We start from the raw sequence: 13,354 nt of genomic DNA, 5'->3' as shown, positions 1-13,354 counted from the left end.
GCGGGATCAGCGCCGGCCGAGGACCTCCGCGATCCGGGAGAAGCCGTCCGCTCCATGGCCCAGCCCCACGGTCCTGCGGGCCAGGCCCTCGGCGGCGCGCATCACGCCCGCGTCGATGCCATGGGCCTCGGAGGCGTGCACGATGTGGGCCATGGACGACACCGCGGAGGTCAGCGGGTTGCCCTCGCCCGTGTATCCGCCGCTCTCCACGTCCTCCGCCCACTCCTGGAACAGCGGCGGCAGGATCGCGCCGATGCCCTGCGCGAACGGGGCCAGTTCGCGCGGCGAGATGCCCTCGGCGCCCGCCACGGCCAACGCGTGCACGTACCCCGCCATGGCCGTCCAGAAGATGTCGAGCAGCGCGATGTCGTACGCGGCGGCCCGGCCGACGTCCTCGCCGAGGTGGGTGTGCGTGCCGCCGAGCGCGTCGAGCACCGGCCGGTGCTCCTGGTGCAGCTCCTCGGGACCACTGAAGAGGAACACCGCGTGCGGGGTGCCGATGGTCGGAGTCGGCGTCATGATCGCCCCGTCGAGGTAGCAGATGCCGTGCCCGGCCGCCCAGACCCCGGTGTCCCGGGCCCGTTCCGGGGTGTCGGCCGTGAGGTTCACCAGGGTGCGGCCCTTGAGCGCGGCCGCGACCGGCTCCTGGCGCAGCACGGCGTCCGAGGCGTCGTAGTTGACCAGGCAGACCACGGTCAGCGGGCTCGCGGCGACCGCCTCCGCGGCGCTCGCGGCCCCGATGGCGCCGCGCTCGACCAGCTCCCGGTCGCGACCAGGAGTGCGGTTCCACACGGTGGTGCGCACACCGGCGGCCACGAAAGCGCCGGCCAGCGCCCGGCCCATGGGACCGAGACCGATCACGGTGACGGCGGCCGGCTCCGTGACGGACTGCGGGGAAGAAGACATGGCTGAACTCCCTTGTAAATGAGAATGGGTAAGGCGATCGAGGTGGCCGCGGTGGTCGCGGTAACCGAATCGAGCCGGAGAAGACCGGCATGCCGAAGGAAGGGACGGACGAGGACGATGGGGCGCGTGCGAGCCAGGGACACGGACGTGTGCGGGGTCACGGCCGCCGTCGCGGTGATCGACGGCAAGTGGAAGACCCTGCTGCTCTGGCTGCTGGAGTCAGGCCCGCACCGGCCCGGCGAACTACGCCGGAAGGTTCCGGCGATCAGCGAGAAGGTGCTGACCCAGGCCCTGCGGGAGATGGAGTCGGACGGTCTGGTGCACCGCGAGGCCCATGACGTGGTGCCGCCGAAGACCGTCTACTCGCTGACCGACGAGGGCCGCGAGCTCTCCGTGGCGCTGGCTGCGGTCTCGGAGTGGGGGCATCGCCGGCTCGACCGGCTGGCCGCGGAGCGAGCCGTCTCCTGAGGCTCCCGACGCTCCGTGAGCGACTCTTCCGACGCTCCCGAGGCGTATGACGCCTCGTCATCCTCCTTCCGCTGTCCGTTCCCTCGGCCACCACAAGGCTCTCCCGTGGCCCGTCGCGCGACAAGTACCCACAAAAAAGTGGGTGTGACGGCGGGCCGCGGCGGTACCGGACATCCCTCCGCAGGCAGTCCGCCGAGGGCCCAGGGACTCCGGTGCCTCGGAGAGCGCTCCGCATCGCCCCGTGAAGCCCTCCTTCACGGGCGCGGATATCCGTGGACGGACCCACGGAAGACCACGTACTGTGTGGCTCGACGCCCAGAGACGAACGGGAAGGAGGCGAGTGCCGTGCAGTTCACACCCATCCAGCGCTCCCTCTTCCGCTGTCCCGGCGTGGTTCGTCAGTTCTGACCGGGAGCGCTCCCAGCAGCCTGATCCCGGAGGAATTCATGACCGGTACGGTCATCCGCTCGCTCTCCGCGAGCGACGCCCATCTCTTCGACGCACTCCCCGACCCCATGGGCGCCCGTGAAGGCCATCGGCGCACCCGGTTCCGCCCCGAGTGGAAGCGCGTCGCCCTGCGCGACGGCGAGGTCGTCGCACGCGGCGCGTGGTGGGGCGGCCCCGACGACTCGGAGCCCGTCAACATCAACTGGTTCGACGTGGCCGAGGGCGAGGAGGAGGCAGGAGCCGAACTCCTGCGCTCCGCCCCCTGGCAGGTCGAACTCGAGATCAACCTGCCCGGCGGCTGGCGGGAGAAGACCGACCTGCGCGCCGCTGCCGAGGCGCGCTTCGCCGCCGCACGAGCCGCAGGGTACGAACCCCTGGTGGAACGCTTCCTGTACCGCTGGACCCCGGAGCGGGGGCTGCCCGAGCGGCCCGGACGCCTGAAGTTCCGCGCCGAACCCGACGACGCCGTGTTCTTCGACGCGCTGCGCCGCATCCACTCCGTCACCCTGGACGCCCACGCCCTCCGGGCCGTCGAGGAGGGCGGCATCGACCGGGCCGCCCAGGAGGAACTCGACTTCTTCCACTGGTGCCCCTCGCCGCGCGAGTGGTGGCAGACCGCGTACACGGAGGAGGGCGACCTGGCCGGCATCCACATCCCGGCCCACAACCCCTCCGGCCCGACCATCGCCTTCATCGGGGTCGTTCCGGAACATCGCGGTCGCGGCTACGCCTACGACCTCCTCGCGGAGTGCACCCACGTCCTCGCCGAGGAGGGCGCGGAGTTCATCGGCGGAGCGACCGACCAGGCCAACTTCCCCATGGCCGCGAACTTCGCCAAGGCCGGCTTCCCCGTCGTCCGTGAACGTGTCAACTTCCACCCGGCGGGCCGGGCGGGCTAGCGAGGAGCAGCACACGGTGAGCGGTCCGGGTCCGAGGACGGACCCGGACCGCACATGCCGACGACCATCAACGGTGGCCACGCCCGTTCCTGTACGGGCTCCCACCGGCGACATCAGATCTGCGGCCGGCCGGAGCGCTAGGCGGCCTCCTCGGGACGGTGGCCCCGGCGCAGCCGGCGCCGCCTGCGGGGCCGGTCCGGCAGCCAGCCGAAGGCCAGGGAGCTGCCGGCCAGGCCGAGGAGCATGCCGACGAAGAAGCCGCCGAGGTTGGACGTGACCCAGCTCGCGAGCGAGGCGAGCACACCGATCACCGAATAGAACAGCCGCTGGCGGGGGTTGAAGACGATGAGCAGCCCGCAGACCGTCATGATGATCGGCAGCACGTAGCCCGCGAGGCTGTCGGCGCCGGCGGTGAGGATCACCGAGACGCTGGCCCGCTGGGTCAGCAGGATCTCCGCGCCGCCGAGCGCGAGGGCGAGGCCCGCCCCGAAGGGACGCCGGTGCCGCCAGCGCCGGAACGTCCGCCACGGGTGCCGGCGGCCGTCAGGCCGCGCCGCCCGCCGGGAGTCCTCCCCGGTCGGCGGCGCGGCCTCGTCCGTGCCCGACGTCATCCTCAGCAGCCCCTCGAGCTGAAGCCCATGTGGAGATCGGGCAGGGTGAACCGGGTCGCGGTGGTGGCGTAGTTGTTCTGCCGTACGTTCTTGATGCTGACGGTGTCGGCCTGCTGGCCGAACGAGCCCAGCGGGCCCTTGACCGGCGGCTTGTCGAAGGTGCTGGCGTCCCCACCGATCTCGATGTTCTCGAACTCGGCCAGTTTCGCGGCCATTTCGGTCGAGTCGGTGGTCAGGCCGGAGGCCTTGACCGGGATGCCCTTGTTGCCCGCGGTGATCAGCAGGTGCGTGCCGCCGAGCTCCACGCTCTGGCACAGGTTGGTCAGCTTCGCCTCGCGGAACGCGGTCACGATGACCAGCACCTGGCCGCCGGTGTCGCCCGCGTTCGGGCTCCCCTCGGCCATGTTGTCCAGTGCGCCGAACTGTCCGAAGCCGCGGCCCTCGAGGGAGTCGGCGGTCACGGTGAACGGCATTCCGGAGATGGCGAACTGGGCGGCGAGCGCGCCCTGGGCGGTGAGCACCACCAGGGTCGAGGCGGCGAGGAGGGCGGGAACGCCCATCAGAGCGGCGCGGCGGTAGCGGACGCCGCCGCGTCTTGCGGAATCGGCCGGGTCGGGCGTCGACCCGGGTGCGGTGGTGCCTTCGGGCAGGGCCATGCGTCGCTCCTGACATGACTGGGGTAACGGAGCGCGGCGACGACGTCCTGGCGCGGACGGTTCCCCATCCACCTGGGTCTTCCCGGACTCGTGCGGAGGCGGCGGTGCCGCAGGGAACCGAAACGGACCGTACGCGCGGTTACGGGGCGCGTCAACCGGTCAGTAACAAATGGCTATTGACGCTCCGTCAGGAGTCGAGCGCGACTCCGGCTGCGGTTCCGGGACGACGTCCGGCGACGTCGCCGACTGCCCCGCCGTCGGTCCCGCCGTCGGTCCCGCCGTCCGGTCGTTCCGGTCCGGCCGGTACCTCCGGGCAGCCGAAAGGCGACACGACGACGTGCACCAGCACGTCCAGGAGCCCACGCAGCCCGTCGCCCGCCTCTGTCGTCCTCGCAGCCCCTGCGGTCCTGGTCGTCCCGGTCGTCCCGGCCGACCCTGCTGTCCCTGCCATCCCGGACGCCCCTGGTGCGCCCGCTGTCCCTGGTGTCCCCGCCGTCTCCGTGAACCGGCCCTCGTCCACCGCCCGGAACACCGCCGCGTGGACGGCGCCGACCACCGCGTCCACCAGCTCGGCCCGTGCCACCTCCGGCGGACCGGGTGGCGCGTCGGCGAAGAACCGGCGAAAACTGGCCAGAAGTTCGGAGCGCGCCCGGCGCCCGGCGGGCCCCACCGACTCGATTTCCACCACCATGGTGGCGAAGGCCGGGTTCTGCGCGAGCAGGGTCAGCAGCACCTCGAGGCCGGACCGCACCGCGGCCGGCCAGGCCACCGCGCCGCCCCGCTCCTCGTACGCCCGCTGCATCGCCCGTACCACCGTCTCCGTACCGCCCCGGAAGGCGGCGAGCACCGCGTCCTCCTTGCCGGAGAACAGCTCGTAGAAGACCGGTCGGGTCACTCCGGCGGCCCGGCAGATGTCGCTGATCCGGGCGCCCGTGTAGCCGTTCGCCGCGACCGTGCGGGCCACCCCGTCGAGCAGCCGCTCGCGCTGCCGCGAGGCCACCTGTTCGGGGCTCAACCGGCGCGGCCCCGGACGCAGCGAGCGCTCGGGCTCGCGGCCCGTGCGGGCCCCCGGCAGGACCAGATCCTCCTCGGCGCCGCGAACGCTCGTCATCGGCCACATCCTTCTGCGGTTGTTGACGTCACATACTCGACAGGATTACAACCCTCGTGGGTTTTCCTCTCGGTGTTCCGGGCGAGCACCGGCGGAGCCGCACCCCTGTGGGACGGGATGCGCCGCCGCCGCGCACCGCACACCGAGTATTACGCTCCACCCCGTATCGCGACACCGCTGCCGGAGATCCGTGGCGCCGGATCCCTCCGGCGGCGGCCGTCGCCGTCATGGCGCCGCCGCGTCACCACGCCACTGCCTCACCGTGCCCGGGCACCCGTTTCCCCGCACCCGTACGCCGGCCCCGTGCCCGTACGCCGTGCCCGGACGTGTGCCCCGGCGGCGGGTGCGTGACGTGATCCCCGCGTGGCGAGCGCCTCCGTACCCCCTCCGAGCGTACGTCCCCACGTGCGCACGTACCCGCGCAACCACCCACGCCGACCGCCGAGTTCTTCCACCCTCCGCCTTCGTGCGAAAGGAACCCCCATGGACAAGCGTGCTCTCTCCGCTGCCTTCGGCGCCGCCGTCGCCGCCGTGCTCGCGGTGACCGCCTCCGCCTCCGCGACCGCCTCCGCCGGCGAGGTTTTGACCACCGGAAGCGCCGGCGGCACCGCCGTCGCGACCGGAGACGTCCTGTCCGCCTCCCTCGCCTCCGGTACGAAGGCGAGGATCGCCACCACTCAGGGCGGCAGCACGGGCATCACCTGCAACACGTCCGCCTTCACCGCCACCGTGGACGGCAACCCGGCCGCTCCCGGCACGGCGACGGAGACGGTTACGGCACACACCCTCAGCAGCTGCACCACCAACATCGTCGGCGCCACGGGCGTGCAGAGCATCACCGTCAACAACTTGCCGTTCGCAGCGGCCGTCACCTCCGGCGGTTCGCTCACGGTCACCGCGGGCGCCGCGGGACCGATCCAGACGACCCTCAAGATCAGCACGATCCTCGGTACGACGACCTGCGTCTACCGGGCGAACAGCCTCACGGCGACACCGTCCAACGCCGACAACTCGCTCACCTTCACCGACCAGTTGTTCAGCAAGTACAGCGGACCGGGCACCTGTCCGGCCAGCGGCTACTTCAGCGCGAAGTACGGGCCGGTGCTCGACACCAGCCAGGCCGGCAGCCCGGTGGTGTTCGTGAACTGAAACCGGTGGCGTCGGTGAACTGACGTCAGCGGAGCGCCGCTCCGCACCACCGGAGGGCGGCCCCGGAGCCTCAGGGCTTCCGGGGCCGCCCCTTCACCATAATGATCCGCGCCCTCCCGGAGCGCTGGGCGCCGAGCGCCGAGCGCCGGCCGGCAGGGGGTTCGGGCGGTCGGCGGCGACAGGTGCGCCGCGCACCACCGGGAGGGGGGAATGTGCCGGGACGCCGGTGGGGCGCTGCCGCCGGCGCGATCCGGACAGTGACGCGGAGGTGGTCGCGCCCGCCCCGAGCACGCACGTCGCCGTCTACGCGGCGGGGGTGAGTTCGGCGCGGCCGAACAGCAGGGCGTAGCCGGTGGGGAGCTGGTGCAGGATGCGGGCCATCAGGTCGGGTCCGGCATGGTCGGCGACGGCGGAGAGGACGGAACCGGTGTCCCAGCGGGTGGTGGCCAAGGAGGCACCGGTGCGGGCGGCGAGGTCCTTGACGAAGGCCCAGCCGGTCAGCGGCTGGTTGTCGGGGATCTGCGCGGTCAGCACGCGTGCGGCCTCCAGGGGCAGGCGGCCGGCCAGGTCGACGCGCTCGTCGCCGGTCAGCTGGCGCCCCAGTCCGGAAAGAACCAGGCGGACGGCTTCGTCGGCCCTCTCGCGGGTGGGGTAGGCGCCCTCGTAACGGACCTTCTCCAGCATCTGCTCGTATGCCGCACCGTACGGCTGCCGGGACAGTGCGTGCCGCTCGGAGATCACTGGGGTGGTTGCCTTTCTTGCTGTGGCCGGTGTCCGGGCACCGGCGTGCGGGATGGTCAGGTGGGCCGGGTGTGGCCGAAGAGCAGGTCGTAGCCGGCCGGGAGCTGGAGCAGGATCTCCTTGAGGAGGTCGTCGCCGGCGGTGTCGGCGACCGTGGACAGCACGGCGCTGACATCCCACGTCGCGGTCTGCTCGGTGGCGCCTTCGATCCAGGCCGCGGTCGCCCGCACGAACCGCTCCGGCGACAGCGGTTCGGCGCTCTGGAGCGGGTTGAGGAGGATCAGGGCGAAGTCCTCCGGCAGGCGCGCCGCCAGCCGGGCGCGGACGCCGCCGACCAGATGCGCGCCGAGCAGGGCGAGCACCACACGGGCCGCGCGCTCGGCTTCCTCCGGAGTGTCGTACTTGCCGCGTTCGGTCACGTGACCGAGGAATGCTTCGCGTCGCAGGGTCATCTCAGCCGGCACCCCTTTCTTCTTCGGCCTCCCCGGGAGGAGTGCGGAGGGCGGGGTGAGGGGAGATCGGGCCCCGCCCTCCGTACCGGTCCGGCCGGTCTCAGCCGGAGATCTCCTTGCGGCCGGATCCGACGCCGATGGAGATCTTCCGAGGCTTGGCGCGCTCGGCGATCGGGATGCGCAGAGTGAGCACGCCCGCGTCGTAATCGGCCTGGATGTGCTCGGTGTCGAGGGTGTCGGCGAGCACGATCTGGCGGGAGAAGACGCCCAGCGGCCGCTCGGACAGCTCCATCTGCACGTCGTCGGCCTTCGCCACAGGCCGGCGTTCGGCCTTGACCGTGAGCATGTTCCGCTCGACGTCGATGTCGATCGCGTCCGCGGTCACGCCGGGAAGGTCGAAGGCCACCACGTACTCGTCGGCCTCGCGGTAGGCGTCCATCGGCATCGCCGACGGCCGGGACCACGTGCCCGGGCCCATCAGCTGCTGCGCCAGCCGGTCCAGCTCACGGAAGGGGTCAGTGCGCATCAACATCGTGAAAACACCTCCAGCAGGTTCGGGCAGTTACTGCCAATGCGCCTCACTGACACCGTTGTAACATGTCATCCGATGGATGACAAACACGATGTCGTCTACCTGATGACAACCCGAGGGAGGTGACCGTGAACGCAGCCGACCAACCGTCCACGACCCGTACGAACGCCCCCAGCCCGGCGTCGTTCCTCGCCGCCGCGGCGGCCCTCAACGCCATAGACGACGCCCTGCGCGATGCCCAGCGAGAGTGCCCGGACCCGGCCGAAGGGCCCGGTCCCGGGCCGGAGCAGGCGCTTGCCTCCCTGCTGCTGTTGCGGCAGGTGCGCGAGCAGCTCGCCGGGTGGGAGACCGGCCTGATCGAAACGGCCCGGGACGCGGGCGCCAGCTGGGCCGACCTCGCCCACCCGCTCGGCGTCGCCAGCCGCCAGGCCGCCGAGCGCCGTTACCTGCGCGGCCGTCCCGGCCCGGCCGGGTCCACCGGCGAGCAGCGCGTGACGGCCACCCGACAGGCCCGGGCCGCCGAACGCACGACCGCCACCTGGGCCCGCACCAACGCCGCCGACCTGCGCCGCCTCGCCGGCCAGATCACCGCCCTCACCGACCTTCCTCCGGCCGCCCGCCGCCCGCTCGGTGAGCTCCACGCGGCACTCGCCCACGACGATCCCGCCGACCTCATCGCCCCCCTGGCCGCCACCCGCCCGCACCTGGCCGCTGCCCACCCCGACCTCGCCGCCCGGCTCGACACCCTCACGCCTCCCTGAACCCGGTCGTTGCGCTACGGCATGCCGCGAGCTCCCCAGCCGTCGAGCCGCGGTCGATCCGACCGCGTCCGCGCAGGCGCTCGGCGAGGGCGGCGACCGGGCCGGGGAGGGGACTGCCCACGGCAGGACGGGAGCATGTCCCGGCCGAACCGATGCCCGGCCCGGGCGGCCGACAGTGCCGAGAATGATCTTGCTGGAACATCACCGCATGGAAGGTGGTCAGGCGATGACCCCAGAGGAGCAGGATCTGGTCATGGGTCTGGTGCTCGTACCGGGTAAGGGCCGGAGGCGTACGTTCGAGGAGGTGCTCGCCCACTTCGGTGAGTCCGACGGTGGGGCCCTGGCGCTCCGGCTGCTCCGGGACGCCATGGAGCGCCGGGATGCCGACGACGTCGAGATGGCGTTGATCGTGAAGGCCGCCGCCGACGCCTCGGGCGAGGAGTTCCTGGAGCCGTTGATCGAGCTGTCCCGTGCCGACTGGCACACACGCCACGAGGACGCCGTGCGGATGCTGGGCAAGTTCCGCTCGCCCAGGATGGTGCCGGCGCTGGTCGAGGCGACTCGCTGGGTTCCCGAGTACCTGGACTGGGACGAGAACCGGGCCCTTGCGGTGAAGGCGATCTGGGCTCTCGGCGCCGTTCCCGGACCCGAGGCCCGGGACGCCCTCGAGGGCTTGCGCGACGACGAGAACGCGATCATCCGTGAGAACGCGCTGAAGCAGCTCGCACGCCGCGGCGAGCTCTGACCGCCGATTCGCAGCCGTTCATCCGGAACGCCCGGCCGAGTTTCCTCGGCCGGGCGTTCCGGCGAAGACCCCTCTCACCAGGACTCAGCGCGACAGTGCCTCGACTGCGGTGGCGGCGAAGGAGTGGTCCTGCTCGGGGGCGCCGCCTCCGACACCGATGGCGCCGATGAGACGGCCGTCGCGGTGGATCGGCAGACCGCCGGCGATGAAGAGCAGCGGCCGGTCGAGGGCGGTGGGCAGCGAGTGGAACGGGCCGTCGGGCTTGACGAGGTCGACCAGGTCGGCTGTGGCGGCATTGAGCTGGAGGGCGGTGTACGCCTTGCGGGTGCTGGTCTCGCCCGAGATCAGCACCGCCCGGTCGTCCCGGCGGAAGGCGAGCAGGTGCCCGCCGGCGTCGAGCACGGTGATGCTGACGGTGACCCCGGCGGCCTCGGCCGCGCGGCGGGCGGCGGTGATCAGGACCTCGGCGTCGGCGGTGCCCAGCGGGGTGACGGTGGTGGTGCTCATGGCGCTTCTCCTTGAGGTGTGGGGTGCGGTGGGTCAGTGGTGGACAGGGGTACGGGCGGAGGTGACGGCCGCCTCGGCCGGCGTGGGCGCGGGGGCCCGGCGCTCCAGCGCGGCCGACCAGAAGGCGAGGCCGAGAGCGGCGGCGGCGAGGACGGCGCCGACCCAGTTCGGGGAGGTGTAGCCGAGCCCGGCGGCGATGACGACGCCGCCGAGCCAGGCGGCGAGGGCGTTGCCGAGGTTGAAGGCGCCGATGTTGACGGCGGAGGCCAGGGTCGGCGCGCCGTGCGCCTGGTCGAGGACGCGCTTCTGCAGTGGCGGCACGGTGGCGAAGCCGAGCGCCCCGACGAGGACGATGGCGATCGCGGCGAGGATCTTGTCGTGGGCGGCCACGGTGAAGAGCGCGAGGACGATCGCGAGCCCGCCCAGGGTGACGTAGAGGAGGGGCATCAGCGCACGGTCGGCGTACCGGCCGCCGACCAGGTTGCCGAGGAACATGCCGACGCCGAAGAGGACCAGCAACCAGGTGACCGCGCCGTCGGAGTAGCCGGTGACCTCGGTCATCATCGGTGCGATGTAGGTGATCGCGGCGAAGACGCCGCCGAAGCCGAGCACGGTCATCGCCATCGCGAGCAGTACCTGCGGGTTGCGGAAGGCCTTCAGTTCCCGGCCCAGGCGGGTTCCCTCGGGGCGGGGCATGGCGGGCACGAGCCGGGCGATGCCGAGCAGTCCGACGACGCCGAGCGCGGCGACGATCGCGAAGGTGGTGCGCCAGCCGACGGCCTGGCCGATGAAGGTGCCGAGGGGCACGCCGACGATGTTGGCGACGGTCAGGCCGGTGAACATGGTGGCGATGGCACCGGCCTTCTTGTCGGGGGCGACGAGGTCGGCGGCGACGACGGACCCGATGCCGAAGAACGAGCCGTGGGCGAGCGACGCGATCACGCGACCGGTCAGCATCAGGCCGAAGCTCGGCGCGAGGGCGGACAGCAGATTCCCGGCCACGAAGAGGCCCATCAGCACCATGAGCATCCGCTTGCGGCTCACCTTGTTGCCGAGCACGGTCAGCAGCGGCGCACCCACGACGACGCCGAGCGCGTAGCCGGTGACCAGCAGGCCCGCGGTGGGGATGGAGACGCCGAAGTCACCGGCGATCCCGGGCAGCAGCCCCATGATGACGAACTCGGTCGTCCCGATTCCGAAGGCCCCGACTGCGAGAGCGAGGAGCGCGAGCGGCATGACCCGATCCTTCCGTACTTGCTTGAGCGAGCTGCTTACGTGCTCTCACAATAATTGCAGACGCGCTATAAGTGCAAACGCGGATTGCATGCTTCTGTCGATCATGTGGCTGGTCTCAGAGGCATGACCGCGCTGTGGCGGCACCGCCGGGCGCGAACCCGTCCTCTGCCGGTGCCGCGGCGCGTCCACCGCGGACGGGCGGGCGGAAGGGGGGCGTGGCGCCCCTCGGCGCGCCCAGGTCCCCCGGCGGCAGGCGACCCTGATTCCGCTCCGTCCAACGATCGTGCCCGGTCAGTCCTCCCGCGCGGCCCGAGCCTGCATCCTTCGGCCTACGGTGTTCTCGGCCCTGTGGAGGACGATCTCGCGGAACCGCCGCGAGAGGGTTGATCCGTGCGAACAACCATCGGATACGCCGTCGAGAGCATCGGCTACGTCGTAGGAGCCCAGGGGCTCGTCAGCTTCGCTTCGCAGTCCCTCTTCGGCACGGAGTGGGGCTGGATGCACAAGGTCGTCGACCTTCCGTCGACCGGTTACCTCGGCATCGTCGTCGTGGGAGCGGCACTCGTCGTCGGCGGGGTGAAGACGCGGAAGGCGTCCGAGCGCCAGAAGGCCGGCTGACCGGCGGGCCTCGGGGACTCGTCGGCGACGGACAGCTGCCCGATCGCCCCGGCACGCATCCGAGCATGGCGCCGCATCGTGGTCGAAGCCCGGCGCCCCCACCCGGCCCGGACGCGCGGGCAAGAGGACCACCGCTCGTCCTCCGCGGACGTCGACGGCTCGTGATGACAGGTCAGGCCGAACCTCCCGCCCCGATCCGGGGTGGTGGGCGCGGAGACGCCGTGACGGCGCCCTGCCGGGTAGGCCGGGCCAGATGCCCAGGCCGCGCCCTCCCGGGAGGTCGGCGAGCGGCCACCCGCGATGTTCGACAGGTCGACGTCCTCGCCTGCGAGCTTCTCCAGCGCGCAGGCGAGCAGGCCCTCGCCGGACGCGGCGTGCTGGCGGGGCGGGCGCCAACAGCGGCCGCAGCGCGGCCTCGTCGCAAACGAGGTGCGCCATCGATGCCTCCACCGGTGCGCCTTCTCGCGGCAGAGACGGGTGCATACGACTCCGGCCCCTTGGCCGGCCATTTCTGGCCGGCCAAGGGGCCGGGTCCTTGTAGCGGGGGCGGGATTCGAACCACGCGACCTCTGGGTTATGAGCCCAGCGAGCTACCGAGCTGCTCCACCCCGCGTCGGTGAACCTCACGGTACGGCACGCAGGCCCCGGTCGCAGGCGAATATCCGCGCGGCGCGCGTTCGATGGCCTGCCGGCCGTTGTACGGCACCCCCACGCGGCCCCATCCTCATCCCCAGGGGCCGGTGAGCGTGTCACCAGGGCACCGTTCCACCGTCGTCGAAGAATCCGCCGGTCGGTCCGTCGTCGGGCAGGGTCGCGAGGTGAATCGCGATCGCCGCGCCCTGCTGGGGGGTGCGGACGCCCTGGAAGCCGTTGAGGTCGGTGGCGGTGTAGCCGGGACAGCCGGAGTTGATCAGGATGTTGGTGTCGCTCAGTTCCCTGGCGTATTGGACGGTGACGGCGTTGAGAAAGGTCTTGGACGTCAAGTAGGCAACGGGAATCGGGCCCATGTGGACGCCGGGCGTGGTCTGCAGGCTGAGCGAGCCGACGCTGCTGGACATGTTCACGATCCGCGGCGATGCCGAGCCGCGCAGCATGGGCAGCATCGCGTTGGTGACGCGGATGACCCCGATCACGTTGGTTTCCACGACGGTTCGTACGGTCGTGGGATCGACCGTGGTGGGCGTCTGCGGCGAACCGCCGGTGATCGCGGCGTTGTTGACCAGGACGTCGAGTCCTCCGGCGTGGTCGGCGATCAGCTCGGCCGCTGCGGCCGCACTCGCGTCGTCCGCCACGTCGAGCGGAACGCCGAACGCGTCGGCCCCGGCTGCGCGCAGCTTCTCCACCGCGGTGTCGCGGCGCTGCCGGTCCCGCGCGCCCACGCCGATTCGCCAGCCGAGGGAGCCGAGGCCCGCCGCGATCTCGTATCCGATTCCCTTGTTCGCGCCGGTCACCAGCGCGATCCTCTGTTCGCTCATGTCATCAAGCGTGGTGCGGACCGGGGTGGGACGTCCAAGA

The 13,354-nt window shown here is 71.8% G+C and carries 16 protein-coding genes and 1 tRNA gene; 6 read left to right on the top strand and 11 right to left on the bottom strand.

From position 1 onward, the window contains the following. Positions 1-6 precede the first annotated feature (6 nt). Positions 7-906 (bottom strand): NAD(P)-binding domain-containing protein, encoded by a 900-nt coding sequence (locus tag ACFY8W_RS02845; RefSeq protein WP_391099356.1) that lies wholly within the window; start codon positions 904-906, stop codon positions 7-9. Positions 907-1,023: 117 nt separating this feature from the next. On the opposite strand from ACFY8W_RS02845, the gene ACFY8W_RS02840 reads away from it, so the two are divergent. Next, positions 1,024-1,374 carry a winged helix-turn-helix transcriptional regulator gene (locus ACFY8W_RS02840; protein WP_391099353.1) on the top strand — a complete coding sequence of 117 codons (351 nt, stop codon included), beginning with the start codon at positions 1,024-1,026 and terminating at the stop codon, positions 1,372-1,374. 446 nt (positions 1,375-1,820) lie between these two features. Continuing rightward, positions 1,821-2,720, top strand: a complete 900-nt coding sequence (locus ACFY8W_RS02835; protein ID WP_391099351.1) for a GNAT family N-acetyltransferase — start codon at positions 1,821-1,823, stop codon at positions 2,718-2,720. A 137-nt stretch (positions 2,721-2,857) separates the two neighbouring features. Here ACFY8W_RS02835 and ACFY8W_RS02830 read toward each other — a convergent pair whose 3' ends face one another. The 3 genes from ACFY8W_RS02830 to ACFY8W_RS02820 form a co-directional block, all read right to left on the bottom strand. Further along, the gene (locus tag ACFY8W_RS02830; protein WP_391099349.1) at positions 2,858-3,331 is read right to left on the bottom strand and encodes a DUF6114 domain-containing protein; all 474 of its coding nucleotides are present in this window, start codon (positions 3,329-3,331) and stop codon (positions 2,858-2,860) included. 2 nt (positions 3,332-3,333) lie between these two features. Continuing rightward, the gene (locus ACFY8W_RS02825) at positions 3,334-3,987 is read right to left on the bottom strand and encodes a DUF6230 family protein (RefSeq protein WP_391099346.1); all 654 of its coding nucleotides are present in this window, start codon (positions 3,985-3,987) and stop codon (positions 3,334-3,336) included. A 187-nt stretch (positions 3,988-4,174) separates the two neighbouring features. After that, a complete protein-coding gene (locus ACFY8W_RS02820) occupies positions 4,175-5,098 on the bottom strand; it encodes a TetR family transcriptional regulator (RefSeq protein WP_391099344.1) in 924 nt (307 codons plus the stop codon). 483 nt (positions 5,099-5,581) lie between these two features. Here ACFY8W_RS02820 and ACFY8W_RS02815 point away from each other — a divergent pair, with 483 nt between their 5' ends. After that, positions 5,582-6,247 carry a Tat pathway signal sequence domain protein gene (locus tag ACFY8W_RS02815; RefSeq protein ID WP_391099341.1) on the top strand — a complete coding sequence of 222 codons (666 nt, stop codon included), beginning with the start codon at positions 5,582-5,584 and terminating at the stop codon, positions 6,245-6,247. A 303-nt stretch (positions 6,248-6,550) separates the two neighbouring features. Here ACFY8W_RS02815 and ACFY8W_RS02810 read toward each other — a convergent pair whose 3' ends face one another. The 3 genes from ACFY8W_RS02810 to ACFY8W_RS02800 form a co-directional block, all read right to left on the bottom strand. Then, positions 6,551-6,931 (bottom strand): DUF2267 domain-containing protein, encoded by a 381-nt coding sequence (locus ACFY8W_RS02810; protein WP_391101684.1) that lies wholly within the window; start codon positions 6,929-6,931, stop codon positions 6,551-6,553. A 113-nt stretch (positions 6,932-7,044) separates the two neighbouring features. After that, positions 7,045-7,440 carry a DUF2267 domain-containing protein gene (locus tag ACFY8W_RS02805; protein WP_391099338.1) on the bottom strand — a complete coding sequence of 132 codons (396 nt, stop codon included), beginning with the start codon at positions 7,438-7,440 and terminating at the stop codon, positions 7,045-7,047. 100 nt (positions 7,441-7,540) lie between these two features. Next, positions 7,541-7,972, bottom strand: a complete 432-nt coding sequence (locus tag ACFY8W_RS02800; protein ID WP_391099335.1) for an Hsp20 family protein — start codon at positions 7,970-7,972, stop codon at positions 7,541-7,543. 128 nt (positions 7,973-8,100) lie between these two features. Here ACFY8W_RS02800 and ACFY8W_RS02795 point away from each other — a divergent pair, with 128 nt between their 5' ends. Then, positions 8,101-8,733, top strand: a complete 633-nt coding sequence (locus ACFY8W_RS02795) for a type III effector protein (RefSeq protein WP_391099332.1) — start codon at positions 8,101-8,103, stop codon at positions 8,731-8,733. A gap of 226 nt (positions 8,734-8,959) precedes the next feature. Further along, a complete protein-coding gene (locus tag ACFY8W_RS02790; RefSeq protein WP_391099329.1) occupies positions 8,960-9,478 on the top strand; it encodes a HEAT repeat domain-containing protein in 519 nt (172 codons plus the stop codon). Between the two features lie 84 nt (positions 9,479-9,562). Here ACFY8W_RS02790 and ACFY8W_RS02785 read toward each other — a convergent pair whose 3' ends face one another. Both ACFY8W_RS02785 and ACFY8W_RS02780 read right to left on the bottom strand, forming a co-directional pair. Continuing rightward, positions 9,563-9,985: a heme-binding protein gene (locus ACFY8W_RS02785; protein WP_391099326.1), complete on the bottom strand. Its 423-nt coding sequence runs from the start codon at positions 9,983-9,985 to the stop codon at positions 9,563-9,565. A 33-nt stretch (positions 9,986-10,018) separates the two neighbouring features. After that, positions 10,019-11,221: an MFS transporter gene (locus ACFY8W_RS02780; protein WP_391099324.1), complete on the bottom strand. Its 1,203-nt coding sequence runs from the start codon at positions 11,219-11,221 to the stop codon at positions 10,019-10,021. A 390-nt stretch (positions 11,222-11,611) separates the two neighbouring features. On the opposite strand from ACFY8W_RS02780, the gene ACFY8W_RS02775 reads away from it, so the two are divergent. Then, positions 11,612-11,839, top strand: a complete 228-nt coding sequence (locus tag ACFY8W_RS02775; RefSeq protein WP_391099322.1) for a hypothetical protein — start codon at positions 11,612-11,614, stop codon at positions 11,837-11,839. 538 nt (positions 11,840-12,377) lie between these two features. On the opposite strand, the gene ACFY8W_RS02770 is transcribed toward ACFY8W_RS02775, so the two are convergent. Both ACFY8W_RS02770 and ACFY8W_RS02765 read right to left on the bottom strand, forming a co-directional pair. Beyond that, positions 12,378-12,452 (bottom strand) — tRNA-Met (locus tag ACFY8W_RS02770). 136 nt (positions 12,453-12,588) lie between these two features. Beyond that, complete coding sequence (locus ACFY8W_RS02765) at positions 12,589-13,314, bottom strand: SDR family NAD(P)-dependent oxidoreductase (protein WP_391099320.1); 726 nt, start codon at positions 13,312-13,314, stop codon at positions 12,589-12,591. Between the last annotated feature and the right edge of the window lie 40 nt (positions 13,315-13,354).

The sequence above is a fragment of the Streptomyces sp. NPDC012637 genome, assembly GCF_042954805.1.
Taxonomy (GTDB): Bacteria; Actinomycetota; Actinomycetes; order Streptomycetales; family Streptomycetaceae; genus Streptomyces.
Note: the sequence above shows the minus strand (reverse complement) of the source record. Positions and strands in the feature narration are given on the sequence as shown.